Annotated in this window: 23 protein-coding genes; 14 read left to right on the top strand and 9 right to left on the bottom strand. The window is 72.5% G+C overall.

Features of this window, described 5'->3' with window-relative positions; genetic code table 11:
- Nucleotides 1-73: 73 nt before the first annotated feature.
- Nucleotides 74-718 carry a PH domain-containing protein gene (locus tag ACFWTC_RS00370; RefSeq protein ID WP_384025997.1) on the bottom strand — a complete coding sequence of 215 codons (645 nt, stop codon included), beginning with the start codon at nt 716-718 and terminating at the stop codon, nt 74-76.
- A gap of 159 nt (nt 719-877) precedes the next feature.
- On the opposite strand from ACFWTC_RS00370, the gene deoC reads away from it, so the two are divergent.
- From deoC to ACFWTC_RS00355, 3 genes are read left to right on the top strand one after another with little or no spacing between them, the layout of a single operon-like run.
- Nucleotides 878-1840 (top strand): deoxyribose-phosphate aldolase, encoded by a 963-nt coding sequence (gene deoC / locus ACFWTC_RS00365; protein ID WP_384026077.1) that lies wholly within the window; start codon nt 878-880, stop codon nt 1838-1840.
- 5 nt (nt 1841-1845) lie between these two features.
- Complete coding sequence (locus ACFWTC_RS00360; RefSeq protein WP_383924297.1) at nt 1846-3282, top strand: aldehyde dehydrogenase family protein; 1437 nt, start codon at nt 1846-1848, stop codon at nt 3280-3282.
- Nucleotides 3275-4189: an aldehyde dehydrogenase family protein gene (locus ACFWTC_RS00355; protein WP_267723254.1), complete on the top strand. Its 915-nt coding sequence runs from the start codon at nt 3275-3277 to the stop codon at nt 4187-4189. Before ACFWTC_RS00360 ends, ACFWTC_RS00355 begins: the two co-directional genes overlap by 8 nt.
- Nucleotides 4190-4299: 110 nt before the next feature.
- On the opposite strand, the gene ACFWTC_RS00350 is transcribed toward ACFWTC_RS00355, so the two are convergent.
- Nucleotides 4300-4650: a hypothetical protein gene (locus ACFWTC_RS00350; RefSeq protein WP_383924294.1), complete on the bottom strand. Its 351-nt coding sequence runs from the start codon at nt 4648-4650 to the stop codon at nt 4300-4302.
- Nucleotides 4651-4770: 120 nt separating this feature from the next.
- Here ACFWTC_RS00350 and ACFWTC_RS00345 point away from each other — a divergent pair, with 120 nt between their 5' ends.
- The gene (locus tag ACFWTC_RS00345; protein WP_384026000.1) at nt 4771-5412 is read left to right on the top strand and encodes a uridine kinase; all 642 of its coding nucleotides are present in this window, start codon (nt 4771-4773) and stop codon (nt 5410-5412) included.
- Between the two features lie 524 nt (nt 5413-5936).
- Here the strand turns inward: ACFWTC_RS00345 and ACFWTC_RS00340 are convergent.
- Nucleotides 5937-6821, bottom strand: a complete 885-nt coding sequence (locus ACFWTC_RS00340) for a hypothetical protein (RefSeq protein WP_384026003.1) — start codon at nt 6819-6821, stop codon at nt 5937-5939.
- Between the two features lie 435 nt (nt 6822-7256).
- Here ACFWTC_RS00340 and ACFWTC_RS00335 point away from each other — a divergent pair, with 435 nt between their 5' ends.
- From ACFWTC_RS00335 to ACFWTC_RS00320, 4 genes are read left to right on the top strand one after another with little or no spacing between them, the layout of a single operon-like run.
- Nucleotides 7257-9497, top strand: a complete 2241-nt coding sequence (locus ACFWTC_RS00335; RefSeq protein WP_384026080.1) for a HAMP domain-containing protein — start codon at nt 7257-7259, stop codon at nt 9495-9497.
- Nucleotides 9498-9503: 6 nt separating this feature from the next.
- Nucleotides 9504-11105: a poly-gamma-glutamate synthase PgsB gene (gene pgsB, locus ACFWTC_RS00330; RefSeq protein WP_383924285.1), complete on the top strand. Its 1602-nt coding sequence runs from the start codon at nt 9504-9506 to the stop codon at nt 11103-11105.
- Entirely contained in the window at nt 11102-11584 is a 483-nt protein-coding gene (locus ACFWTC_RS00325; RefSeq protein WP_383924282.1) for a poly-gamma-glutamate biosynthesis protein PgsC/CapC, read from the top strand. The genes pgsB and ACFWTC_RS00325 overlap by 4 nt, the downstream gene beginning before the upstream one ends.
- A gap of 43 nt (nt 11585-11627) precedes the next feature.
- The gene (locus ACFWTC_RS00320; protein ID WP_383924279.1) at nt 11628-12701 is read left to right on the top strand and encodes a C40 family peptidase; all 1074 of its coding nucleotides are present in this window, start codon (nt 11628-11630) and stop codon (nt 12699-12701) included.
- 136 nt (nt 12702-12837) lie between these two features.
- On the opposite strand, the gene ACFWTC_RS00315 is transcribed toward ACFWTC_RS00320, so the two are convergent.
- Nucleotides 12838-13545, bottom strand: a complete 708-nt coding sequence (locus ACFWTC_RS00315; RefSeq protein ID WP_383924276.1) for a SigE family RNA polymerase sigma factor — start codon at nt 13543-13545, stop codon at nt 12838-12840.
- Between the two features lie 177 nt (nt 13546-13722).
- On the opposite strand from ACFWTC_RS00315, the gene afsQ1 reads away from it, so the two are divergent.
- The 3 genes from afsQ1 to ACFWTC_RS00300 are packed head-to-tail and all read left to right on the top strand — an operon-like array spanning nt 13723 to nt 16545.
- Nucleotides 13723-14400, top strand: a complete 678-nt coding sequence (gene afsQ1, locus ACFWTC_RS00310; protein WP_267723259.1) for a two-component system response regulator AfsQ1 — start codon at nt 13723-13725, stop codon at nt 14398-14400.
- 53 nt (nt 14401-14453) lie between these two features.
- A complete protein-coding gene (locus tag ACFWTC_RS00305; protein WP_384026083.1) occupies nt 14454-15881 on the top strand; it encodes an ATP-binding protein in 1428 nt (475 codons plus the stop codon).
- 22 nt (nt 15882-15903) lie between these two features.
- Nucleotides 15904-16545, top strand: coding sequence for a hypothetical protein (locus ACFWTC_RS00300; protein WP_384026009.1), 642 nt, complete (start codon nt 15904-15906; stop codon nt 16543-16545).
- A 246-nt stretch (nt 16546-16791) separates the two neighbouring features.
- Here ACFWTC_RS00300 and ACFWTC_RS00295 read toward each other — a convergent pair whose 3' ends face one another.
- From ACFWTC_RS00295 to ACFWTC_RS00285, 3 genes are all read right to left on the bottom strand, one after another.
- Entirely contained in the window at nt 16792-18447 is a 1656-nt protein-coding gene (locus tag ACFWTC_RS00295) for a phospho-sugar mutase (protein ID WP_384026013.1), read from the bottom strand.
- Between the two features lie 55 nt (nt 18448-18502).
- Nucleotides 18503-19309: a purine-nucleoside phosphorylase gene (locus tag ACFWTC_RS00290; RefSeq protein WP_383924267.1), complete on the bottom strand. Its 807-nt coding sequence runs from the start codon at nt 19307-19309 to the stop codon at nt 18503-18505.
- A 233-nt stretch (nt 19310-19542) separates the two neighbouring features.
- Complete coding sequence (locus ACFWTC_RS00285; RefSeq protein WP_383924264.1) at nt 19543-19980, bottom strand: gamma-glutamylcyclotransferase; 438 nt, start codon at nt 19978-19980, stop codon at nt 19543-19545.
- A gap of 173 nt (nt 19981-20153) precedes the next feature.
- Between ACFWTC_RS00285 and ACFWTC_RS00280 the strand changes: the two genes are divergently transcribed.
- A complete protein-coding gene (locus ACFWTC_RS00280) occupies nt 20154-21593 on the top strand; it encodes an NAD(P)H-quinone dehydrogenase (protein ID WP_383924262.1) in 1440 nt (479 codons plus the stop codon).
- A 211-nt stretch (nt 21594-21804) separates the two neighbouring features.
- The gene (locus ACFWTC_RS00275) at nt 21805-22725 is read left to right on the top strand and encodes a DeoR/GlpR family DNA-binding transcription regulator (RefSeq protein ID WP_383924367.1); all 921 of its coding nucleotides are present in this window, start codon (nt 21805-21807) and stop codon (nt 22723-22725) included.
- Between the two features lie 113 nt (nt 22726-22838).
- On the opposite strand, the gene ACFWTC_RS00270 is transcribed toward ACFWTC_RS00275, so the two are convergent.
- Nucleotides 22839-24602, bottom strand: coding sequence for an acetyl/propionyl/methylcrotonyl-CoA carboxylase subunit alpha (locus ACFWTC_RS00270; protein ID WP_383924259.1), 1764 nt, complete (start codon nt 24600-24602; stop codon nt 22839-22841).
- Between the two features lie 358 nt (nt 24603-24960).
- Here ACFWTC_RS00270 and ACFWTC_RS00265 point away from each other — a divergent pair, with 358 nt between their 5' ends.
- The gene (locus ACFWTC_RS00265) at nt 24961-25443 is read left to right on the top strand and encodes a hypothetical protein (protein WP_383924256.1); all 483 of its coding nucleotides are present in this window, start codon (nt 24961-24963) and stop codon (nt 25441-25443) included.
- Here ACFWTC_RS00265 and ACFWTC_RS00260 read toward each other — a convergent pair.
- On the bottom strand, nt 25424-26038 hold the full coding sequence (locus ACFWTC_RS00260) for a Maf family protein (protein WP_383924254.1): 615 nt from the start codon (nt 26036-26038) through the stop codon (nt 25424-25426). The genes ACFWTC_RS00265 and ACFWTC_RS00260 overlap by 20 nt on opposite strands.
- Nucleotides 26039-26109: the final 71 nt, after the last annotated feature.

Genomic DNA, 26109 nt, shown 5'->3' with positions numbered 1-26109 from the left:
TGCGAGGACGCGTCACCGGTAGCGCCGGTTCCGCACGGGCGGGGGTGTGGCGCGGGCCACGCCGGCCGGGGTGTCAGCCGACGACGAGCAGGACGATCAGCAGCACGGCCCCGGCCACAGCGGGGGCGATGACCTCGTACGACCAGTGCACGCGCACGCCGCCCTGGGCGCCCGCCCGCGAGGCGCCGCGCTCGGCCAGCTCGCGCAGCTCGTCCACGACCCGGTCCGCGCCCGCCCGCTGCGGCTCGGCGGGCTCGGCGGCGGCGCCGTTCTGCGCCGGGGCGGCCGGGCTGCGGCCGGTCAGTCCGTCGCGGCGGCTGAGCCGGCGCCGGTTCGCCTTCTTGCGCTCCCGCAGGGAGACGGGCACCGACCAGAGCTGGTACGTGGACCCCTCGGCCAGCACCTCGGCCGAGTACCCGGCGCGCACGGTGTCCACGGCCGCCCAGGGCAGCTCGACGACCCGGAAGGGGTTGCGCACGCGCATCCGGTCGTCGTTGGCGAAGACGGCCGGGCGGATGGTGAACGCCACGATCAGCGGGACAGCGCACAGTGCCAGGGCCAGCGCGATCCACGGGGTGTTCCCCGAGCCCCGCACCACGGCGTCCCCGCAGAGCCAGGCGGTCAGCCCGAGCAGCAGCACCCCGGTGACGACGGCCATGGCGGAGCGGTAGACCCGGTCGTCATAGACGGGCTCGTCGGTCGGCTGCTGGCTGCTCATGCGGTCGATTCTGCCCCACGCCGTCTCAGCGGACGAGATCGGCGCCGCTGCCGCCCCCGGGCCGGCGTGCGGGCGTGAGCGGAGGTGTCGATTCCGCACCGGAATCGGGGGAGGGGGGTGACAGGCCGCTACGCGCGTAGATATGCTCATGTGGTGACCATGCCCACCACCCTCACCGCATTCGCTGACGTGACGACGTCCGACAGTGCGCTGCGCCGCTTCCTGCACGGGCTGCCCGGCGTCGACGCTGTCGGCCTGGAGGCCCGCGCGGCCGCCCTCGGCACCCGTTCGATCAAGACGACGGCCAAGGCGTACGCCATCGACCTGGCCATCTCGATGATCGACCTGACGACCCTGGAAGGCGCGGACACCCCGGGCAAGGTCCGGGCGCTCTCCGCCAAGGCCGTCCTCCCCGATCCGACCGACCGCACCACCCCGACGACGGCCGCCGTCTGCGTGTACCCCGACATGGTGGCCACCGCCAAGGCGGCGCTGAACGGCGCCGACGTCAAGGTGGCCTCCGTCGCCACGGCGTTCCCCGCCGGCCGGGCCGCCCTGCCCGTCAAGCTCGCGGACACCGCGGACGCCGTGGCCGCCGGCGCCGACGAGATCGACATGGTCATCGACCGTGGCGCCTTCCTCGCCGGTCGCTACCTGGACACGTACGAGCTGATCAAGGCCGTCAAGGAGGCCTGCGTCCGCTCCGACGGCACCGCGGCCCGCCTCAAGGTCATCTTCGAGACCGGTGAGCTGTCGACGTACGACAACATCCGCCGTGCCTCCTGGATCGGCATGATGGCCGGCGCCGACTTCATCAAGACGTCGACCGGCAAGGTCGGGGTGAACGCCACCCCCGCCAACACCCTGCTGATGCTCGAAGCCGTACGCGACTTCCGCGCGCAGACCGGCATCCAGATCGGCGTGAAGCCGGCCGGCGGCATCCGCACCACCAAGGACGCGATCAAGTTCCTGGTCCTGGTCAACGAGACCGTGGGCGAGGACTGGCTGAGCAACCACTGGTTCCGCTTCGGCGCCTCCAGCCTGCTCAACGACCTGTTGATGCAGCGCCAGAAGCTGAGCACCGGGCGTTACTCCGGTCCCGACTACGTGACGGTGGACTGATCACCATGGCATCCCTCTTCGAGTACGCACCGGCCCCCGAGTCCCGCTCGGTCGTCGACATCGCCCCCTCCTACGGGCTCTTCATCGACGGAGAGTTCACCGAGGCCGCCGACGGCAAGGTCTTCAAGACGGTCTCCCCGTCGTCCGAGGAAGTCCTCGCCGAAGTCGCCCAGGCGGGCGCCGCCGACGTGGACCGCGCCGTCAAGGCCGCCCGCAGGGCCTTCGAGAAGTGGTCCGCGCTGCCGGGCTCCGAGCGCGCCAAGTACCTCTTCCGCATCGCCCGGATCATCCAGGAGCGCAGCCGCGAGCTGGCCGTCCTGGAGACCCTGGACAACGGCAAGCCGATCAAGGAGACCCGCGACGCGGACCTCCCGCTGGTCGCCGCGCACTTCTTCTACTACGCGGGCTGGGCCGACAAGCTCGACCACGCGGGCTACGGCGCGAACCCCCGCCCGCTCGGCGTGGCCGGCCAGGTCATCCCGTGGAACTTCCCGCTCCTCATGCTCGCGTGGAAGATCGCCCCGGCGCTCGCCACCGGCAACACGGTCGTCCTCAAGCCCGCCGAGACCACGCCCCTGTCGGCGCTGTTCTTCGCGGACATCTGCCGCCAGGCGGGCCTGCCCAAGGGCGTCGTCAACATCCTCACCGGCTACGGCGACGCGGGCGCGGCCCTCGTCGAGCACCCGGACGTCAACAAGGTCGCCTTCACCGGCTCCACGGCCGTCGGCAAGCGCATCGCCCGCACGGTCGCCGGCACCGACAAGAAGGTCACCCTGGAGCTGGGCGGCAAGGGCGCCAACATCGTCTTCGACGACGCCCCGATCGACCAGGCCGTCGAGGGCATCGTCACCGGCATCTTCTTCAACCAGGGCCAGGTCTGCTGCGCGGGCTCGCGCCTGCTGGTCCAGGAGTCGATCCACGACGAGCTGCTGGACTCCCTCAAGCGCCGCCTCTCCTCGCTGCGCCTGGGCGACCCGCTCGACAAGAACACCGACATCGGCGCGATCAACTCCGCCGAGCAGCTCGCCCGGATCACCGCGCTCGCCGAGACCGGCGAGGCCGAGGGCGCCGAGCGCTGGTCCCCGGAGTGCGAGCTGCCGTCCGCCGGCTACTGGTTCGCCCCGACGCTCTTCACGAACGTCACCCAGGCGCACACCGTCGCCCGCGACGAGATCTTCGGCCCGGTGCTGTCCGTGCTGACCTTCCGCACCCCCGACGAGGCGGTCGCGAAGGCCAACAACAGCCAGTACGGCCTCTCCGCAGGCATCTGGACGGAGAAGGGCTCGCGCATCCTGGCGGTCGCGAACAAGCTCCGCGCGGGCGTCGTCTGGGCCAACACGTTCAACAAGTTCGACCCGACCTCGCCGTTCGGCGGCTACAAGGAGTCGGGCTTCGGGCGCGAAGGCGGCCGTCACGGCCTGGAGGGGTACCTCGATGTCTGAGTCGTCGTCGACGCGTCTGAGTGTCTTCAAGACCTACAAGCTGTACGTCGGGGGCAAGTTCCCCCGCTCCGAGAGCGGCCGGGTGTACGAAGTGACCGCCAAAACATCGTCGGGCGGCAAGGGCAAGTGGCTGGCCAACGCCCCGCTGTCCTCCCGCAAGGACGCCCGTGACGCGGTCGTCGCCGCCCGCAAGGCCTTCGGCGGCTGGTCGGGCGCCACCGCGTACAACCGGGGCCAGATCCTCTACCGCGTCGCCGAGATGCTGGAGGGCCGTCGCGAGCAGTTCGTCCGCGAGGTCGGCGAGGCCGAGGGCCTGTCCAAGTCCAAGGCGGCCGCCGTCGTGGACGCGGCCATCGACCGCTGGGTCTGGTACGCGGGCTGGACCGACAAGATCGGCCAGCTCGTCGGAGGAGCCAACCCCGTCGCGGGCCCGTATCTCAACCTCTCCACCCCGGAGCCGACCGGTGTGGTCACGGTCGTGGCCCCGCAGGACTCCTCGTTCCTGGGCCTGGTCTCCGTGATCGCCCCGGTGATCGCGACGGGCAACACGGCCGTCGTCATCGCCAGCGAGAAGTCCCCGCTCCCCGCCCTCTCGCTGGGCGAGGTGCTGGCCACCTCCGACCTGCCGGGCGGCGTGGTCAACATCCTGTCCGGCAAGGCCGCCGAGATGGGCCCGCACCTGGCCTCCCACCAGGACGTCAACGCGATCGACCTGGCCGGTGCCGGTGCGGAGCTCGCCAAGGAGCTGGAGATCGCCGCGGCCGACAACCTCAAGCGCGTCCTGCGTCCACAGCCTGTGGACGACTGGACCGCCGACCCGGGCACCGCGCGCATGACGCCGTTCCTGGAGACCAAGACCGTCTGGCACCCCACGGGTTCGCTGGGCGCGGGCGGCTCCTCGTACTAGCGGGCGGCTCCCGCGGGCCGTCCCCGTACGGCCCGTACGGGAGGGCCCCACACGAACCGGCCCCGGCAGCGTCCCCCGCGCTGCCGGGGCCTTCCCGTACCTCCGGCCCGCTACTTCTGCGGGAGGGCCGGTCCGAGCAGCGAGGTCACGGCCGCGGTGGGCAGCTCGCCGACCGACGGCCCCTGCGTCAGGATGCCGGTGACCATGCCGGTGCCGACGGCCGGGAAGTCCGCGACCTTGGTGGCCACGCCGTTGTCGAGCGGGTCCACGCCGGTGTGCGCGAGCGGGTTCACCTTGAGGTTCGAGATCGGGTCGGCGACCCCGGCCAGGGCCGCCGGTACGGACAGCTCACCGGCCTGGGCGCCCCCGGCGGCCATGGCCAGCGCCGCGCCTGCCATGGAGACGGTCAGGCCCGCGGCGCGGAGCCGGTTCGGGGTGGAGGGGGCTGCGTGACGTGCCATGGGATTCCCGCCTGAGGTCGTAGTCGCGTGCGCACGCAGCGTAGTTGAGGTGTGATCCTCGATACCAACCGGCCACCGTGAGGGTCCCCTGCCCGGGGGAATGGTTCAGACTGGTGTCCCGTGAGCTCCTCCTCTCCTTCGCCGACCCGAGTCGTCCTGCTGACCGGTCCGTCGGGCTCCGGTAAATCCTCGCTGGCCGCCCGCTCGGGGCTGCCCGTGCTGCGCCTCGACGACTTCTACAAGGAGGGCGACGACCCCACCCTCCCGCTGGTCGACGGCAGCTCCGACATCGACTGGGACTCCCCGGGCTCCTGGGACGCGGACGCGGCGGTCGCCGCGATCGCCGCGCTCTGCGCGACGGGCCGCACCCACGTCCCGGTCTACGACATCGCGACCAGCGCCCGCACGGGCATCGAGACGCTGGACATCGCCCGCTCCCCGCGGACCCCGCTGTTCATCGCGGAGGGCATCTTCGCCGCCGACATCGTGAACCGCTGCCAGGACCTGGGCCTGCTGGCGGACGCCATATGCCTGCGCGGGCGCCCCTCGACGACCTTCCGGCGGCGCCTCGCCCGCGACCTGCGCGAGGGCCGCAAGTCGGTGCCGTTCCTGCTGCGCAGGGGCTGGCGGCTGATGCGGGCCGAGCGGGGCATCGTGGCCCGGCACACCGCGCTCGGCGCGCACGCCTGCGCCCGGGACGAGGCCCTGGGCCGGCTGGCCGCCGCGGCGGCGGGGCGCCACCGCACGACGGCGCCCGCATAGTCGTCGGACATTTTTTCGGCTTCTTCCGCCCGGAGCCGTTTACGCCGGCCGTTTCCGGAAACGAGCGTCCCAGCGGGCCAGTACGACGCCCCCCCTGTCGGAGGAGCCCGCCCGGTGGCGAGCCGTACGCATGCACCACCCCCCCCGGGGCATGCGTGCGGCCCACCTTTCCCCACTCCCGCCCGGTCCGGGCGGCAGTCGAGTGGGTCTCGACTCCCGCCGACGGCGGACAGGTGTCACGCCGCCCGCGCCGTCGCGCTTCGTGTGCACATTCAGCCCCGTTTCACCCCTTCCTGCGCCCGGTCGGTCCGTCGCACGTCCTGCCCCTCGTCGACTCGACTCACCCGCAGCGCCCTTGACGTCGTGTCCGTCCGGTGGGGCAACGGCGAGACAGCCTGTACCGGGACACCCGCGGGCACCCTCGGCGCCGAGCGGACGTCTCCCCGCCGGCCTGACCCGGATCGCCCGGCCCCGTGCCGGGCGGTCCGGTGGCCCGGCACGCGGGGCCGCACGCGGGGCCGCCTTCAGCGGCGGGACCAGCGGTCCGTCAGGGTGGTGATCGCGGCCGCTGCCCGGTCGAGGCCTTCGTCGTCGCCCCGGAGCTTCTTGTTCAGCTCGACGTGCAGGAAGGCGGACCGCCGGTCGGCGGCGGTCCGGCCCTGTTCGTTCTCCCGGCCGGCGAGCTTGCACCGCGCGGAGTACGCCGTGCAGACGTCCAGGCCGTCGCGCCGCAGCGCGGCGGTCAGCTGCTCCGCGTCCGCCAGGGCGCTGTCGCCGGCGCCCGTGGAGACCACCGCGTCGCGCCCGCGGAACGACTCGTCGGCGAATCCGTGCAGCTGGACCCCCGGCAGTTTCCGCCGGGCCAGCTCCTCCACCACGCCGTGGAAGACCGAGTCCTCGCGGTGCGCCACGTCCGCGGCGCCGTCCTCGCCCGCGTCGCGGTGGGCACCGGCGAGCACCAGTACCCCGCCCGGCGCGCCGCGCAGCACCCGTACGCCCAGGAGTTCGGTGCGGGCGTCGGCGACGGGGTGGGGGACCTGCACCGACCAGCGCACGGGCCGGTCGAGATCGACGTAGACCCGGCCCCAGCCGCGGTTGGTGTGGCCCGATTCACTCGCCCCGTCCGCCACCTCGGCGTACCGGCGTCCGCCGGCGGCGTCCGTGACGGTGCGGAGGGTGAAGTCGATCTCGGCCAGGCCGGCCCGCGCCGCTTCCGTGTCGCCGTCGAGCAGGTGGGCGAAGGCCCGGGTGAACGCCTGTCGTTCGCGTTCCGTGGGGGTGCGGTACCCGCCGCGCCCGCCGAAGCCCGCGGTGAAGCGGGCGATCCGCTGCTCCAGGTCGGTGCCCGCGGACGGCTGGGGGACGGGGCCGGCCGGGCGGGCCTGCGACGCGCCTCCCGGGCCCGTCATCCAAAGCGCCAAAACGGCACAAACCGCAAGGAAAGCGCAGCACAGAACTGCAATCGTTATTCGCCTGGTCCGTGAAGCGCTCATAGTCATATGAAAATATCGGAGTGACGCGCTCCGGTACCTCTCCCCTCGCTCTTCGGCTCGGCCCGCCCGCCCCCGCCCCCGCGCCCGGATTCCCGGCCGGCCGCGGCGCGTTCCGGCTCGGCAGAGGCGTGCCGGCCGCCGGGAATGCCCTCGCGACCCCGGCCTGCCGCGAGAACGGGCCCGCTCCGACCTGACGCGCCGAGGCCCCGCGGAACCCCCGCGCGCCCTGCCCCCGTACCCCCAGATCAGCACACTCCCTCGGCCGCACCGGCTCCAGGACAAAACGAAGAGGAGCCCGCGTTGGCCGCGTCGCGATCGGAGCGGCGGCACCGGACCCGCCGTCGGGCCGACATGTCGCTGTTGGGCGGCATCCGGCCGCCCATCGCCGCCCTGTCCGCCCTGCTGCTGGCCCTCGCCGCCCTCACCGCGTTCCAGCTCGGCCACGTGGGCAAGGAGACCGTACCGCCAGCCGTCCTCACCTCACAGCAGTACTTCGCGGAGGACGGCGCCATCGCCCTGCGCGCCTCCCTGGACGAGAGCATCACGGACATCGGCAGGACCGCCTCCCTGTTCAGCTCCGGCGAACCGGTCTCCCCCGACTCCGTCCTCGACAAGCTCGGCAGCGTCTACCAGAAGTGGCGCGGCACGGCCGTGATCGAGATCAAGTCGGGGCGCCTGCAGGCGCAGCGCGGGGAGAACCTACCGCTGACCGCCCTCGACCTGACGCAGCTGAACGGCGCGTCCGGCCTCGCCCCCCGCATGGTCCGGCTGGAGAACGGCGAGACCCGCCTCCTCACCCTCGCCCTGCTGTCCTGGCCCGACCGCCCCCAGCAGCTCCTGGTCGCCTCCAGCAGCATGAATGTCCCGGGCGTCAGCCTGGGCAAGTCCCGTGCCATCGCCGTCCTCGACGCATCCGGCCAGGTCCTCGGCAGCGATGGCATCGGCGGCTCCGAGCAGGAGAGGAAGCAGCTCGGGAAGTTCGCGAAGACCGTCGCGCAGAAGTCCGCGCAACACCCCCTCCAGGCCAAGGAGCCCGGCTCCGGCGGCTTCGCCGGCGTCAGCGGCAGCCTGCTCGGCGACTCCAGGTCCGGCCACCGCTCCGTGGCCGGATACGCGAAGCTCACCGGCGCACAGCCCGGTGTGGGCACCGACGCGACCGCCCTCGGCCTCGCCGTCGTCTCGTTCGTCCCCGTCGCCGAGGAGCGCTCCGCCGCCGTCGACTCCTTCTTCTGGATCGCCGCCGCGGGCGCCCTGCTGGTCCTCGGCGCGCTCGCCGTGGCCCTGCTCGTGGTCACCGTGCAGCGCCCGCTGCTCCAGCTGTTCCTGGAGAGCCGCCGCATCGGCCGCGGCGACCTGCACCGGCCCGTCACCGTGCCCAAGTACGGCGAAACCGCCCGCATCGGCGCCGCCCTCGACCGGTTGCGCCGCCAGCTCCTCGGCGAGCCCGGAGCGGACGGCGCGGGCCCCCGCGCCGGCCGCCGCGCGCGCATCGGGGCCCGCGCGCTCATCGCGGTGTGCGGGATCCTGCTCCTGGTGTGGTCGGCGCCGCTCCTGCTGGCGCTCAACCGCGCGGGGACCGCCGTAGCGGTGCCGCAGACCATCCTCGACGACCAGCGCGAACGCACCGACACGCTGGCCGACCGGGTGCGCCGCTCCCTCAACGAGGGACACGCCGACCTCACCTCCGTCGCCTCCGTCCTCAACGACAAGACGACCCCCGCCGAGATGACGAAGGTGCTGGAACGCACCCGGGCACAGCACGGGCGCTACGAATCGCTCTACGTCCTGAAGGCCGACGGCACGGTCATGGCCCGCGCCGGCGGCAAGCCCCGCCACACCACCGGCCAGGGCCCGTCGCGGCAGCCCGTGACACTGGTCGCCATCGGCAACCAGCCGGTCATCACCGAATACGCGGAGGCACCGGGCCTGGGCGGCGCGGCCGTGGTCGGCGAGCTGCGCATCGACTTCCTCAACGCCCTGCTCAAGCGGCCGGGACTGGGCGAGGTCCGCGCCGTCGACGCCAAGCACCGGGTGATCGGCGGCAACAACGGCTACCTTGCCTTCCAGGCGCTGTCGGACGCCAAGCTCGACGCCCTGGTGACCCGCGCGAACGAGAAGGGCGGAGCGGATGGGAAGGCCGACAAGGGCCCGGGCCCCCGCAGCGCCCTGCTGCGCGACGGCGGCGTCTCCATCGCCGCGGCGGCGCCGATGACCGGAGGGGGGGTGGCCCAGTCCCTGGACTGGACCGTCGTCACCTGGCAGCCGGCCAAGGGCCTGGAGATCCCCGCGTACACCGCACAGAACCGCACCGTGCTGGCCGGCCTGCTCGGCCTCACGGGCGCCGCGGCCTGCCTCGGCTGGATGCACATCGTCGTGGTGCGGCCGCTGCGCGACCTCGCCCGGCGTGCGGAGGCCCTCGCCGACGGCGACCGCCGCACCGTCGTCTACCCGACCAACCACGACGAGGTGGGCGCCGTCACCCGCAGTCTGGAAGTCATCCGTCAGCAGCTGCTGGAGCAGCGCAAGCGGGACGCCGCCGGCGGTGGCGCCGGCCGGACCCCCGGCCGCACCACCCCGGCCGGAAGGAACTGATCCACCGTGCTCTTCCTCTACTGCGTGCTGCTCCTCTGCTGCCTGGTCATGCTCGTCGCGGGCATCGTCGAGCAGCGTCGGCACTACGCCAACCTCGTGCAGATACCCAACCGGGTGCTGGTCAACGGCATCCGCGGCAAGAGCTCCATCACCCGGCTGTGCGCGGGAGCGCTGCGCGGCGGCGGACTGCTGACGGTCGCCAAGACCACCGGCACCGCGGCCCGCTTCATCCACCCCGACGCCACCGAGGAGCCCGTCTACCGGAAGTTCGGCATCGCCAACGTCGTCGAACAGATCGGTATCGTCCGGCGCGCCGCCGCCTACCGGCCGCACGTGCTGGTCATGGAGTGCATGGCCGTCATGCCCGCCCTCCAGGAGATCAACCAGTCGAAGCTGATCCAGTCGACCATCGGCGTGCTGTGCAACGTCCGCGAGGACCACGTCGCCGAGATGGGCCCCACCCTCGACGACATCGCACGCTCCCTGTCGCGCTCGATGCCGCACGGCGGAATCTGCGTCACCGCCGAGAAGGAGCGCTTCCACGTCCTCCAGGAGGAGGCCGACGCGAGGAACTGCACGCTCGTCTACGCCGACCCCGACACCGTCAGCGACGAGGAGCTGCGGGGCTTCAGCTGGTTCACCTTCAAGGAGAACGTCGCCATCGCCCTCACCGTCGCCGACCTCCTCGGCGTCGACCGCGAGACCGCCCTCCAGGGGATGTACGACGCCCCGCCGGACCCCGGCGTGCTCTCCGTGGAGAGGTACGTGGCCCCCGGCGGCAAGCGGGTGCGCTTCGCCAACGTCTTCGCCGCCAACGACCCCGAGTCGACGCTGATGAACATCAACCAGCTCCTCGACCTCGGCGCCGTCGACCGCCCCCTCAACGTGGTGATCAACTGCCGCCCCGACCGCGTCGAGCGCAACGGCCAGATGGGCTCGATCATCCCCGACCTGATGCCCGACAAGGTCTTCGTGATCGGGCATCCGGCCAAGAGCGCCATCGACGCGATCCCGGCCGACTGGCGCGGACGCGCCGTCGACCTCGGCGGCGACCAGCGCGACGGCGAGGAGTTCATGAACGAGCTGCTCGGCCACCTCGGCGAGAGCTCCTCGCTCGTGGCCATCGGCAACATCCACGGCCAGGGCGAGATCCTCCTGGAGCACCTGGCGGAACTGCCCGGCTTCGAGGAGGAGCCCGACGAGGCGGCCCCGGCCCACGAGCCCGCCGCATCCGGACAGGCCGCGCCCGCGCAGCCGCTGTACGCCGCGCCCCTCGACCCGTACGCCGACCTCACCGCGGCGCAGGAGGCCCGCTTCGCGCAGCCCCCCGTACCGCGGCAGTACGTCCACCCGCCGCAGCAGGCGCAGGACCCGTACCCGCAGCCGCACGGGCAGCGGCCCCAGGACCCGTACCCGCAGCAGCCGCAGGCCCGGCAGCCCCAGGACCCGTACCCGTACCCGCAGCAGCCGCAGCCGCAGGCCCGGCAGCCCCAGGACCCGTACCCGTACCCGCAGCAGCCGCAGACGTCCTACGAGCAGCCCTGGCCGCCCCACCCGAACGCGCCCCACCCGAACCCGCAGTGGCAGAGTCCAGGAGAGCCCCGTTGATCCCCGCAGTCCTCACCCCCGAGATCGCCGCGATCGGCATCGCGCTGGGCCTGCTGTTCTCCCTGCTCTGCTACCTCACGACGAACCTCTCGCCCGGCGGCATGATCACCCCCGGCTGGCTCGCGCTCACCCTCATCGAGGACCTCCAGCGCGCGGCGCTCGTCGTCGGCATCACCGCCCTGACCTATGCGCTCACCCTGGTCACCCAGAAGTTCGTGATCCTCTACGGCAAGCGCCTGTTCGCCGCCGTCGTCCTCATCGGAGTGCTCCTCCAGGCCACGGTGGTCATCGTGCTGCAGATGAAGTTCCCCCTGCTGTACGCCAACCAGACCCTCGGGTTCATCGTGCCCGGGCTGATCGCCTACCAGCTCGTCCGCCAGCCCAAGGGCGCCACCATGCTCGCCACCGGGTCAGCGACCCTCACGACGTACGTCGTCCTGACCGCGGGCATCCTGCTCGGCTTCATGCCGCACGCCTGACCGACGCCATGCACCGATCACCCGCACCGCCCGGAGCACACTGATGACCGCCAAGCCCGCCCGCCGCAACCGCCCCGTCCTGCACGCCGCCGTCGTCGCACTCCTGGTGGCCGCCAGCGCGTACTTCACCTTCGAGCTGCGCAAGGAGGAGCAGGCCAAGGCCCCCGAGGTGCTGCGCGTCACCGACCGGGCGCAGAAGGGCGGCGGCGACGAGGGCGGCGCCCAGAAGTGGGACCGGCTGAAGAACCCCGAGCGCTCGGTCCTGCGAAGCGCGGACGGAGCCGTCCTCGCCACCTTCACGGACGGCGCGCGCACCGCGTCGCTCACCGGCAAGGGCCGCACCTTCACCGAGCCGGCCACCACGCAGACCCGCGTCGTCACCGACGACTGGGTCCGCCTCCTGCCGGAGAGCTGGCGCAACGGCGCGGAGCGCGAGCAGTGGTTCCAGGACTGGTTCAAGAAGTACTACGGCAGCGAGGAGGACGACCTCTTCGCGATCGCCTTCCAGTACGGAGACCAGGCGCCGGCCAAGAAGGACGCGGCCGGCGTCCAGTACGCGGGCGACGCCGTCTTCGGCCCGCTCAACCCGAACGGGTCCCCGGGCAACGACCTCCGCCTGGAGCAGTCGGACTTCTACGACTACCTCGGCATCCCGTACACCTTCCGCAACGGCACCACGGAGCAGCCGGAGAAGAACAAGCGCGGGGCCCTGGACTGCTCCGGTTTCATCCGCACCGTCTTCGGCTACCGCGCCCGCTTCCCGCTGATGGCCTCCGACACGGGCGGCACCGGACTGCCGCGCACGGCCAACGGGATGGCCCGCTCGAAGACCGGCGTGGAGATCCTGCCCCTCAAGGGCGTCGGCCCGCAGGACCGGCCGGCCTCCGTCGATGTCCTCCAGCCGGGCGACCTGGTGTTCTTCAAGCTCGACGCCCGCTCCGGCGACCGGCTGGACCACGCCGGCATGTACCTCGGTAACGACACCGAAGGGCACAAGATCTTCATATCGAGCCGCGAAGAGGCCAACGGCCCCACCATCGGCGACAAGGGCGGCGCCTCCCGCCTCGACGGCAACGGCTACTACGCCGCCGCCCTGCGCAGCGCCAAGCGCCTCTGACCCCGCACCGCCCCGGACATGCGAGAAGGCGGGATCATGCGGACCCCCGGCCGCATGATCCCGCCCTTCTCCCCCCGTTCCCCGTCCCACCCCCGCAGGACGGCCCCCCCGGCCCGATGGTCCGTACGGCGGCGCGTTACGCCACCAGCTCCTCGAAGGACTCCGCCTCGTCGTTGCCGAAGCTGAGCGCCTCGTCGTCCCGCAGCCGCCGCAGCGACCGCCAGATGCTCGACTTCACCGTGCCGACGCTGATCCCGAGGATCTCCGCGATCTCCGGGTCCGTGCGGCCCTCGTAGTAACGCAGCACCAGCATCGTGCGCTGCGGCTCGGGGATCCGGGCCAGCGCCTGCCACAGCACCGCGCGCAGCTCCGTGCCGCGCATCGCGTCCGTGTCCGAGGCCGTCTCCGGCAGCTCCTCCGTCGGGTACTCGTTGAGCTTCCGCCGGCGCCAGGCGCTGATGTGCAGGTTCGTCATCGTGCGGCGCAGGTACCCGCCGACGGCTGCCTTGTCGCTGATGCGGTCCCAGGCCCGGTACGTGGAGAACAGCGCGCTCTGCAGCAGGTCCTCGGCCTCGTGCCGGTCACCGGTGAGGTGGAAGGCCGTCGCGTAGAGGGCGGACCGGCGCTCCTGGACGTACGCCGTGAACTCGGCCTCCGCGGCGGCGGACGGCTGCGCCGCCGGCGCCGGGACGGCCTTGGAAGGCTGGTACGTGATCGCGTCGATGGCCACCACGTGCGACTGCCGGGGGCGGGCGACCGCGACCGCACGGACACCCGCCCGGCGGTTCACATCGTGCAGCCGCGTGACAACCGCGCTGGTGTTGATGCTGTGCAGCGTGTTCATCTCGCGCCCCCCGTCGTGGAGTCTGCTCCGGTCCGTGCTTCGTTCGATGACTGAAGCCTGCACGGCCGACTTAACCGGGGTGTCCGTCGACTGTCACAGGCCTGTCACAGCGGCCCCGTCGAGATCGCCCGCCCCCGACGGTCGAACTCCCGACGGCCGATGGGACAGAATGAGCCCGTGCCCTTCCTGTTGCTGATCGAGGACGACGACGCCATCCGCACGGCCCTCGAACTCTCCCTGTCACGCCAGGGCCACCGAGTGGCCACCGCGGCGACGGGCGAGGACGGCCTGAAACTGCTGCGCGAGCAGCGGCCGGATCTCATCGTGCTGGACGTGATGCTGCCCGGGATCGACGGCTTCGAGGTGTGCCGGCGCATCCGCCGCACCGACCAGCTGCCGATCATCCTGCTCACCGCGCGCAGCGACGACATCGACGTGGTCGTCGGCCTGGAGTCCGGCGCCGACGACTACGTGGTCAAACCCGTCCAGGGCCGGGTCCTCGACGCCCGCATCCGGGCCGTGCTGCGCCGCGGCGAGCGCGAGTCCACCGACTCGGCGAGCTTCGGCTCGCTGGTCATCGACCGCGCGGCCATGACCGTCACGAAGAACGGCGAGGACCTCCAGCTCACCCCGACCGAACTGCGGCTGCTCCTCGAACTCAGCCGCCGCCCCGGGCAGGCGCTGTCCCGCCAGCAGTTGCTGCGCCTCGTCTGGGAGCACGACTACCTCGGCGACTCCCGGCTCGTCGACGCCTGCGTGCAGCGGCTGCGCGCCAAGGTCGAGGACGTGCCGTCCTCACCCACGCTGATCCGTACCGTCCGCGGCGTCGGTTACCGCCTGGACTCCCCGCAGTGATCCGGGCGCTGCTCGCGGGCCGGCGCTGGACCAGCCTGCGGCTGCGGCTCCTGATGGTCTTCGCGCTGGTCGCGCTGACCGCCGCCGTCTCCGCCTCCGGGATCGCGTACTGGCTCAACCGCGAGGCGGTCCTGACCCGTACGCAGGACGCCGCCCTCGGCGACTTCCGGCAGGAGATGCAGAACCGGGCAGCCGCGCTCCCCGCGGACCCGACGGCCGAGGAGATGCAGCGGACCGCCGAGCTGATGGCGGGGAGCAGCCCCGGGTACAGCGTGCTCCTGGTCAACGAGGGCCAGGACGGCCGCGAGGTGTTCGGCGCGGCCGGCCCCGACTCCTTCGGGCTGGACGACGTACCGCAGTCCCTGCGGCACGCGGTCGACGACCGGCAGAAGACGACGTCGGCCAACGGCTCCGAGTACCACGTGTACTGGCAGCGGACGAAGCCGCAGGGCAAGCCGTACCTGGTCGGCGGGACGCGGATCGTGGGCGGCGGGCCGACCGGCTACATGTACAAGTCCCTCGCCCAGGAGCGCGACGACCTGAACGCCCTGGGCTGGTCGCTGACGATCGCGACCGGACTGGCCCTGCTCTGCTCGGCGCTGCTCGCGCAGGCCGCGGCGCGGACCGTGCTCAAGCCCGTGCAGCGCCTCGGCGACGCGGCGCGGCGGCTCGGCGAGGGCGAACTCGACCACCGGCTGGCCGTGTCGGGCACGGACGAACTCGCGGACCTCTCGCACACCTTCAACAAGACGGCTGAGGCGCTGGAGAAGAAGGTCGCCGACATGAGCGCGCGCGAGGAGTCCAGCCGGCGCTTCGTCGCGGACATGTCGCACGAGCTGCGCACCCCGCTGACGGCCCTGACGGCGGTCGCCGAGGTGCTGGAGGAGGAGGTCGACCACCTCGACCCGATGATCGCGCCGGCGGTGGCGCTGGTAGTGAGCGAGACGCGGCGCCTCAACGACCTGGTGGAGAACCTGATGGAGGTCACCCGCTTCGACGCGGGAACGGCCCGGCTGGTGCTCGACGACGTGAACGTCGCCGACCAGGTCACCGCCTGCATCGACGCCCGGGCCTGGCTGGACGCGGTCGAACTCGACGCGGAGCGGGGCATCGTGGCGCGGCTCGACCCGCGTCGTCTCGACGTCATCCTCGCCAACCTGATCGGCAACGCGCTCAAGCACGGCGGCTCGCCGGTGCGGGTGTCGCTGGCCGTGGAGGGGGAGTGGCTGGTGATCGCGGTGCGCGACAACGGGCCGGGCATCCCCGAGGAGGTGCTGCCGCACGTCTTCGACCGCTTCTACAAGGCGAGCGCGTCGCGGCCGAAGTCGGACGGCAGCGGGCTCGGCCTGTCGATCGCCGTGGAGAACGCGCACATCCACGGCGGTGACATCACCGCGGCCAACGCGGCGGGGGGCGGTGCGCTGTTCACGCTGCGGCTGCCGGTGGACGTGGGGAAGGTGAGCGGGGATGACGAGGCGTAGGCGGGCGGTGCGGAGACCGGCGGTGCTGAGGCCGTTGGTCCTGAGGCCGGCGGTGCTGGTCCTGCCGTGTCTGGCGGTCGTGGCGGGCCTGGTCTCCGGGTGCGGGATCCGGGCGACGACCGTGCCGGTGGACGTGGGGCCGGCGCCCTCGCGGGTGTCGTGCGACACCCCGGACCAGGCCTCGGGCCAGGGCGGGGTGCAGGGCTTCCGGGCGTCGGTGGAACTGGTCTGCGGGTCGCAGCTTGTGGGCGTGGAGCGGATCGTCCCGGTGCCGGAGAAGAGGGTCGTACGGGATCCCGTGGCGCTGGTCGCGCAGGCGCTGCTGGAGGCGCTGGAGAAGTCGCCCTCGGCCCAGGAGCGGGACGCCGGCTTCACCACCGGGGTGCCCGCGGGGCTGACCGCGGGCGCGCCGAGGCCGGGCGATCCGGCGGGCACGGTGCGGCTCAGCCGCAAGCCGGAGGACCTGCCGCCGGTGGCGCTGTCACAGATCGTCTGCACGCTGGCGGGCAACGAGGCGGTGTCGGCGGGCCAGGGGCCGGTGGTCCTGGGCGGTCCCGACGCGGATCCGCCGCGGGAGTGGGAGTGCACGGAGGCGGTGCGTTCGCGGCCCGAGTCGGTGCCGACGCTGGGCGAGCTCGTACGGCCGTCGTCGACGCCGTCCTGACGCCCCGCTCGCACGGCCCGGCGCCGGGGCGGGCGGTACGACCGCCGGTACGAGCCAGGGCGGGTCGCCGGCGCCGGCCGCGGGCGGGGCGCCGGCCTCAGGCGGGGCGCCTGCGCCGGATCCGACGCGGTCCTGAGCCGGGGCGGGGCCGGCGGCCGGGTGGCCCTGGCTGCGGTCCTGCGGTGCGACGACGGCCCCCGGAGCCTGGGCTCCGGGGGCCGTCGGGTGACGGGCGCGTCGAGAGGGCTAGATTCCGGCAGCCGCCGCGAGGTCCTTCTTGACCGCGTCGAGGATCTCCTGGCCGCGGGTGCGGGCCGCGGCGAGGCCGGAGGCCCCGGCGACCGGGACCACCACCTCCAGGTAGCACTTCAGCTTCGGCTCGGTGCCGGAGGGGCGCACGATCACCCGGGCCTTGTAGCCGCCGTCCAGGTAATAGCGCAGGCCGTCCGTGGGCGGCAGCGCCGCCGTACCGACGGACAGGTCCTCCGCCGAGACGACCCGCAGACCGGCGAGGGACACCGGGGGCTCGGCCCGCAGCGCGGCCATCGCCGAGGCGATCACCGACAGGTCCGAGACGCGGACCGACAGCTGGTCGGTGGCGTGCAGGCCGTGGGCCAGCGCCAGGTCGTCCAGCAGGTCGGTCAGGGTGCGGCCCTGCTCCTTCAGCTCCGAGGCCAGCTCCGCCACCAGCAGGGCGGCGGTGACGCCGTCCTTGTCGCGGACGCCCTCGGGGTCCACGCAGTAGCCGAGCGCCTCCTCGTAGCCGTAGCGCAGGCCCTCGACGCGGGCGATCCACTTGAAGCCCGTCAGGGTCTCCTCGTAGCCGACGCCCGCCGCCTCGGCGATCCGGCCCAGCAGGCTGGACGAGACGATCGACTCGGCGAACACGCCCCGAGCGCCCTTGCGCACCAGGTGCGCCGCCAGCAGCGCGCCGACCTCGTCGCCGCGCAGCATCCGCCAGCCGGTGGCCGACGCGCCGTCCGGGACCGCCACCGCGCAGCGGTCCGCGTCCGGGTCGTTGGCGATCACGATGTCGGGGTTCACCTCGGCGGCCTTCGCGAAGGACAGGTCCATCGCGCCCGGCTCCTCCGGGTTGGGGAACGCCACGGTCGGGAAGGCCGGGTCGGGCTCCGCCTGCTCGGCGACCAGGACCGGCTCCGGGAACCCGGCGCGGGCGAAGGCCGCCAGGACGACGTCCTTGCCGACGCCGTGCATGGCCGTGTAGACGGTCCGTACGCCCCGGGCGGACCCGGGGGTCAGGACGGCGTCCGTGCGGGCCAGGTAGGCCTCCAGGACCTCGTCGCCGAGGTCCTCCCAGCCGGATTCCGGGCGGGGGACCGAGGCGAGGGTGTCCACGCGCGCGATCTCCGACGCGATCCCGGCGTCCGCCGGGGAGACGATCTGCGAGCCGTCGCCGAGGTAGACCTTGTAGCCGTTGTCCCGGGGCGGGTTGTGGCTCGCGGTCACCTCGACGCCGGCGACGGCGCCCAGGTGCCTTATGGCGTACGCCAGGACCGGCGTCGGCAGCGGGCGGGGCAGGACGGCCGCGCGCAGCCCGGCGCCCGTCATGACCGCCGCGGTGTCGCGGGCGAAGTCCGCCGACTTGTAGCGGGCGTCGTAGCCGACGACGACGAGGCCGTCGGCGTGGCCCTCGGCCTTCAGGTAGGCCGCGAGGCCCGCCGCCGCCCGGATGACCACGGCGCGGTTCATCCGCATCGGGCCCGCGCCCAGCTCGCCGCGCAGTCCGGCGGTGCCGAACTGGAGCGTGCCGGCGAAGCGGTCCGCGAGCCCGGCGGTGTCGCCGGCGTCGAGGAGCGCGGCGAGCTCGGCCGCCGTCTCGGGGTCCGGGTCCTCCGCCAGCCAGGCCCGCGCCCGGGTGATCAGGTCGTCCTGTTCCTGCACTGCTTCCGCCTTACCTCTCGTACCTCTGGGTGCCTGCGGCCCCTCGCGTGCCCGCTCAGATGCGCGCGAGGACCTGGGTCAGCAGCTTGCCCATGCGCGAAGCCGAGTCGCGGCCTGCCTGGAGCACCTCTTCGTGGTTCAGCGGCTCGCCCGACAGGCCCGCCGCCAGGTTGGTGACCAGGGAGATGCCCAGCACCTCGGCGCCGGCCTCGCGGGCGGCGATGGCCTCCAGCACGGTGGACATGCCGACCAGGTCGGCGCCCATCACGCGGATCATGTTGATCTCGGCCGGGGTCTCGTAGTGCGGGCCGGGGAACTGCACGTAGACGCCCTCTTCGAGGGTCTCGTCGATCTCCTTGCACAGCGCGCGCAGGCGCGGCGAGTAGAGGTCGGTGAGGTCCACGAAGTTCGCGCCGACGATCGGCGAGGTGGCCGTGAGGTTCAGGTGGTCGCTGATCAGGACCGGCTGGCCGGGCTTCATGCCCTCGCGCAGACCGCCGCAGCCGTTGGTCAGCACGATGGTCTTGCAGCCGGCGGCGACCGCGGTGCGCACGCCGTGGGCGACGGCGGCGACGCCGCGGCCCTCGTAGTAGTGGGTCCGGCCGAGGAAGAGCAGCGCGCGCTTGTCGCCGATCTTGTACGAGCGGATCTTGCCGCCGTGGCCCTCGACGGCGGGGGGCGGGAAGCCGGGCAGCTCGGTGACCGGGAACTCGGCCTCGGGCGCACCGAGCGCCTCTGCGGCGGGGGCCCAGCCGGAGCCCATCACGAGGGCGACATCGTGGGTCTCGGCGCCGGTCAGCTCGCGCAGACGGGCGGCTGCGGCGTCGGCGGCGGCGAAGGGGTCGGTAACAGATGCGTTCACGCGGACGAGCGTAACCGCTCAATCCCTACGCGCGTAGATGGCGCAGCTCACGGTGTTCGGATCGTTGCCTTGTCGTTTCCGCCGAATCGTCCCCGACGAGCCGTACGGGGGCCGGGGACCGGAGGGGGGAGCGCCCGGGGCGCGGGCTGGGCGCGGGGGGCGCGGACGGGGCTACAGGGGCGCGCGAGGGGGCGCGGGGAGCGTGAGGGGCGCGCGTGGGCGGGCCCCGGGGCTCAGCAGGGCCGCTTGCGCAGTTCCATCACGTAGTCGTGCGGGGCGCCGGCGGACTCGGCGGCGTCGGCCAGCTCGCCCAGGTAGCGCGCGGAGGGCAGACCGCCCTCGTAGCCGTTCAGGACGTACACCCAGGCCGCCTCCTCGCCTTCGAGGGTGTGGACGCGCACCCGCATGCGGCGGTAGATGTCGAGCCCGACGCCCTCCCAGCGGTCCATCGAGTCCTCGTCGAGCGGCGCGATGTCGTAGAGGGCGACGAAGATCTGGTGGCGCGGGGCTTCCACGATCGTCGCGAGCGCGCCCTCCCAGCCCATCTGCTCGCCGCCGAAGGTCAGCCGCCAGTCGTTGATCCAGCCCGTGCCGCGCAGCGGCGAATGGGGAGCGCGGCGCGTCATCAGCCGCGGGTCGAGGTTGCCGGCGTACGCGGCGTAGAGCGACATGTGGTCGAGGGTACGGGAGGGGCGGCGGTGGCCGCGTTCCCGGATGGAGGGACCGGGCGCGAAGCACCTTGATGCGTGCGGGACAATGGGGCACGGAATGCATCCCCCGGGGAGACCCCCCGGAACACCGGCCGGGGCGGCAGCCGACCGGGTAGACGTGAGGCGGACTTTTCGTGACCCGGATCGTGATCATCGGCGGTGGACCCGGCGGGTATGAGGCAGCCCTGGTGGGGGCCCAGCTCGGCGCGGAGGTGACCGTCGTCGACTGCGACGGTCTGGGCGGAGCGTCGGTCCTGACCGACTGCGTCCCCTCGAAGACGCTCATCGCGACGGCCGAGGTCATGACGACCTTCGACTCGTCGTACGAGGAGCTCGGCATCGTCGTCGCGGACGACACCCCGCACATCGAGCAGGCCGCGCGCGTCGTCGGCGTGGACCTCGGCAAGGTGAACCGGCGCGTCAAGCGCCTGGCGCTCGCCCAGTCCCACGACATCACCGCCTCCGTCACCCGGGCCGGCGCCCGCGTGCTGCGCGGCCGCGGCAAGCTCGGCGGCCCGCAGGGCATCGACGGCACCCGGGACGTCATCGTCACGGCCGCCGACGGTTCGGAGACGATCCTCACGGCCGACGCCGTACTGATCGCGACCGGCGGGCACCCCCGCGAGATCCCGGACGCGATGCCCGACGGCGAGCGCATCCTGAACTGGACCCAGGTCTACGACCTGGAGGAGCTCCCCGAGGAGCTCATCGTGGTCGGCTCCGGCGTGACGGGCGCCGAGTTCGCCGGCGCGTACCAGGCCCTCGGCTCCCGGGTGACGCTCGTCTCCTCCCGCGACCGGGTGCTGCCGGGCGAGGACCCGGACGCCGCGGCCGTACTGGAGGACGTCTTCCGGCGCCGCGGCATGAACGTCGTCGGGCGCTCGCGCGCCGAGTCCGCGAAGCGGGTCGGCGACCGGGTCGAGGTCACCCTCTCCGACGGCCGCGTGCTGACCGGCACGCACTGCCTGATGGCGGTCGGCGCGGTGCCGAACACCCAGGGCATGAACCTGGAGGAGTCCGGGGTCCGGCTCAAGGACTCCGGCCACATCTGGACCGACAAGGTCTCCCGCACCTCCTCGCCGGGCGTGTACGCGGCCGGCGACGTGACGGGCGTGTTCGCGCTGGCCTCCGTGGCCGCCATGCAGGGCCGCATCGCGATGTACCACTTCCTCGGCGACGCGGTGGCCCCGCTGAACCTCAAGACGGTGTCCTCCAACGTCTTCACCGACCCCGAGATCGCCACCGTCGGCTACACCCAGGCCGACGTGGACTCCGGCAGGATCGACGCCCGCGTGGTGAAGCTCCCGCTGCTGCGCAACGCGCGCGCCAAGATGCAGGGCATCCGGGACGGCTTCGTGAAGCTGTTCTGCCGCCCGGGCACCGGGATCATCGTCGGCGGCGTGGTCGTATCGCCGCGAGCGAGCGAGCTCATCCACCCCATCTCGATCGCGGTCGACAACAATCTGACGGTCGAGCAGATCGCAAACGCGTTCACGGTGTACCCCTCGTTGTCCGGTTCCATCGCCGAGGTGGCACGCCAGCTGCACACGCGCAAGGTCTCCGGCGAGGGCTGATCCGCCTCAACCGCCCCAGGCCGTACGGGGTTTGGGGCGGTACCCCGGGGCGTGGCCCGAGGTTCACCCAACCCTCGTGGCGCGTATACCACTAGTTGCCCCGCCATACGGACAACTTCGGTATTCCGGCGCAAGGAGCTGAAAGCAGACGGTCGTTGGGGTTACTGTCAGTTTCGTGTTCGCTGCAGAACGTCGCCAATTGATCCTCGAAATGGTGCGGGCCAACGGAGCGGTATCGCTCCGGGAGCTCGCCCGCGTCGTCCAGACCTCCGAAGTGACCGTACGGCGGGACGTGCGGGCGCTGGAGGCAGAAGGACTCCTCGACCGCCGGCACGGCGGTGCGGTCTTGCCGGGCGGTTTCACGCGGGAGTCCGGCTTTCCGCAAAAGTCCCATCTCGCGACGGCGGAGAAGACCGCCATCGCCGACGTCGCGGCCTCCCTCGTGGAAGAGGGCGAGGCCATCGTCGTCGGCGCGGGCACCACGACCCAGGAGCTGGCCCGCCGGCTCGCCCGGGTGCCCGGACTGACCGTCGTCACCAACTCGCTGCTCGTCGCCCAGGCCCTGGCCCATGCCAACCGGGTGGAAGTGGTGATGACCGGCGGCACCCTCCGCGGGTCCAACTACGCGCTGGTCGGCAGCGGGGCCGAGCAGTCCCTCCAGGGGCTGCGTGTCTCCCGGGCCTTCCTCTCGGGCAGCGGCCTGACCGCGGAACGCGGCCTGTCCACGTCCAACATGCTCAGCGCGAGCGTGGACCGGGCGCTGGTCCAGGCGGCGGCGGAAGTGGTGGTCCTGGCCGATCACACCAAGCTCGGCATGGACACCATGTTCCAGACGGTGCCGACCGACGTCATGACCCGCCTGGTCACGGACGAGCCGCCGCCGCACGACGACCGCGCGGCCACGGAACTCCAGGCCCTCGCCGACCAGGGCGTACAGATCACGGTGGCGGGCTCGACCCACCCGGGCGCGGCGGGCGACCCGATGCAGGGCCGCCGCCCCCGCCGCGACTCCCCCCTCCCGGTCCAGCGCCGGTCCGCCCCGCCGTCGCAACTGCGCAGCGCGTCGGCCCTCCCGGACCCGGGCGACCGGGAGCGCGAACGCGCAAGGGTGGCGGACATGCGGCGGCGGTGACGACACCACGGTGACGGCTCGGCTGCATCCCGCAGCGGCCCTTCGCATATGACATCGGCCCCCAGGACCCGAACGGGTCCTGGGGGCCGATGTCGTCTGACGACCTGACGAGATCAGTCCTTGATCTCGCAGATGAGGGCGCCGGAGGTGAGGGAGGCGCCGACTTCGGCGATGAGGCCGGTGATGGTGCCGGAGCGGTGGGCGTTGAGGGGTTGTTCCATTTTCATGGCTTCGAGGACGACGATGAGTTCGCCTTCCTCGACTTTCTGGCCCTCTTCGACGGCGACTTTGACGATGGTGCCCTGCATGGGGGAGGCGAGGGTGTCGCCGGAGGCGGCGGGGCCGGACTTCTTGGCGGCGCGGCGTTTGGGCTTGGCTCCGCCGGCGGCGGCGGTGCGGGCCAGGGTCATGCCCAGCGACGACGGGAGGGAGACTTCCAGGCGCTTGCCGCCGACCTCGACGACGACGGTTTCGCGGCCGGGTTCGTCCTCGGTGTCCTCGACTGCGGGGGCGGTGAAGGCGGGGATGGTGTTGACGAACTCGGTTTCGATCCAGCGGGTGTGGACGGTGAAGGGGTTCGTGCCGGCGGGGTTGAAGGCGGGGTCGGCGACGACGGCGCGGTGGAAGGGGACGGCGGTGGCCATGCCCTCGATCTCGAACTCGGCGAGCGCGCGGGCGGCGCGCTGGAGGGCCTGTTCGCGGGTGGCGCCGGTGACGATGAGTTTGGCGAGGAGGGAGTCCCAGGCGGGTCCGATGACGGAGCCGGATTCGACGCCGGCGTCGAGGCGGACGCCGGGGCCCGAGGGCGGGGCGAACTTGGTGACGGTGCCGGGGGCGGGGAGGAAGCCGCGGCCGGGGTCTTCGCCGTTGATGCGGAACTCGATGGAGTGGCCGCGCAGGACGGGGTCGTCGTAGCCGAGGGCTTCGCCGTCGGCGATGCGGAACATCTCGCGGACGAGGTCGATGCCGGAGACCTCTTCGGTGACGGGGTGTTCGACCTGGAGGCGGGTGTTGACCTCGAGGAAGGAGATGAGGCCGTCGGCGGAGACGAGGAACTCCACGGTGCCGGCGCCGACGTAGCCGGCTTCCTTCAGGATGGCTTTGGACGCGGCGTACAGCTCGGCGTTCTGGGCGTCGGTGAGGAACGGTGCGGGGGCCTCCTCCACCAGCTTCTGGTGGCGTCGCTGGAGGGAGCAGTCGCGGGTGGAGACGACGACGACGTTGCCGTGGGTGTCGGCGAGGCACTGGGTTTCGACGTGGCGGGGCTGGTCGAGGTAGCGCTCGACGAAGCATTCGCCGCGGCCGAAGGCGGCGACGGCCTCGCGGACGGCGGAGTCGTAGAGTTCGGGGACTTCTTCGAGGGTGCGGGCGACTTTGAGGCCGCGGCCGCCGCCGCCGAAGGCCGCCTTGATGGCGATGGGCAGTCCGTGTTCCCTGGCGAACGCGACGACTTCGTCGGAGCCGGAGACGGGGTCGGGGGTGCCGGCGACCAGGGGGGCTCCGGCGCGTTGGGCGATGTGGCGGGCGGCGACCTTGTCGCCGAGGTCGCGGATGGCCTGGGGCGGGGGTCCGATCCAGGTCAGGCCCGCGTCGAGGACGGCCTGGGCGAAGTCGGCGTTCTCGGATAGGAAGCCGTATCCGGGATGGATGGCGTCCGCTCCGGAGTCGGCGGCGGCCTGGAGGACTTTGCCGATGTCCAGGTAGCTGCCGGCCGGGGTGTCACCGCCCAGCGCGAACGCTTCGTCGGCCGCGCGGACGTGCAGGGCGTCCCGGTCCGGATCGGCGTAGACGGCTACGCTCGCGATCCCGGCGTCCCGGCAGGCCCGGGCAACGCGGACAGCGATTTCGCCACGGTTGGCGATGAGCACCTTGCGCACGATGGCTCCCTCCTTGAAAACAAGCTGAGTTTAGGGACAGCCCACACGGCCTTTCGACCCTTTCCCGGTGGTGACCTTGCCCACACGGAATGTGACGTGTGGTCCGATCCAGCGGAAAACCCTTGTGGCGCCCCAGGTCAGGGGGATCCCCGACTGCACAGTAACCCTGTCGTGTGGCCGGGGTCTCTGTCCGGCCGGTCAGCGGGCCCGGGTGATTCTTTGTGGGTTCCCTACGAACGGCCCGCGTTTTCTTTGCTTGATCGCCACGCTAGGGGGTCCTCCCGCAACGAAGGGGGCCCGACCCCTTGTCCGCACGTTTACCCGTTAGTAGCCTCCAGGCGTCGAACACGCTTGTGACGTGTGGGGGGTGGACGTCGTGCTGCGCAGACTCGTGGCCGTACTGGCCGCGATCGTGCTGGTCGCGGAAGCGGCGGTGCTCGTGCTCGTGCACGTCGTGCTGGGCCGCACGACGCAGAACCAGTCGATGTCCATCGCGGGGAGCGACCCGGACCTCATGTCCAAGGCGACGTACGGACTCGGCGCCGGCATGGGCGCCTTCCTCGTGCTGTGCGCCGTGCTCGTCGCCGTCGCCGCCGTGCGCGACCGGGCCCCCGGCCGTTTCGCCCGCATCGTCCTGTTCACCGCCGCCGTCACTCACGGAGTGCTCGGCATCCTCGCCGTCGCACTCGTCGGCTGGGCCGCCTTCGTGGCGATGATGCTGATCCTGTGTCTGCTCGTCCTGGTCCTGATGCTCCACGCCCCGGTGGCCGAGGGCCGCGCGGCGGCCCGGGACACGCCGCCGCCACCGCCGTTCGGGGAACTCAGGCCCACAAATCCGTGATGGATACACCCAGTTCGCCGAGCAGGGAGCGCAGCAGCGGGAGCGACAGGCCGATCACGTTCCCGGGGTCCCCGTCGATGCCGTCGATGAACGGCGCCGACAGCCCGTCCAGGGTGAACGCGCCCGCCACGTGCAGCGGCTCGCCGCTGGCCACGTACGCCGCGACCTCCGCGTCCGTCGGCTCGCCGAACCGGACCGTCGTGGACGCCGTGGCCGACACCCGGCGGCCGTTCGCCGTGTCGATCACGCAGTGCCCGGTGCGCAGTACGCCCGCCCGCCCGCGCATCGACTTCCAGCGCGCGGTGGCCTCCTCGGCGTCCGCCGGCTTGCCCAGGGCCTCGCCGTCCAGCTCCAGCACGGAGTCGCAGCCGATGACCAGGGCGCCCGCGGCTTTCTCCAGGCCCGCCACGACGTCGGCCTTGGCCTCGGCGAGGGCCAGGGCCAGCTCGGACGGGGAGTCGGCCTGGAGCGCGTCCTCGTCGAAGCCGCTGACGATCACGTGCGGGGCGAGGCCGGCCTGCCGCAGCAGGTTCAGCCGGGCGGGGGAGGCGGAGGCGAGGACGAGCGAGCGCGGTTCGGCAGTCATGAGGGCCATCGTAGGGGCGCGGACGGGGCCCCCGGAGGGCGGTCCGGGACGACTCGGAGGGCGCCCCGGAGGACGGCCCG

It is taken from the genome of Streptomyces sp. NPDC058619 (genome assembly GCF_042717785.1).
Lineage (GTDB): Bacteria > Actinomycetota > Actinomycetes > Streptomycetales > Streptomycetaceae > Streptomyces.
This window is presented reverse-complemented; position numbering and strand designations above follow the sequence as displayed.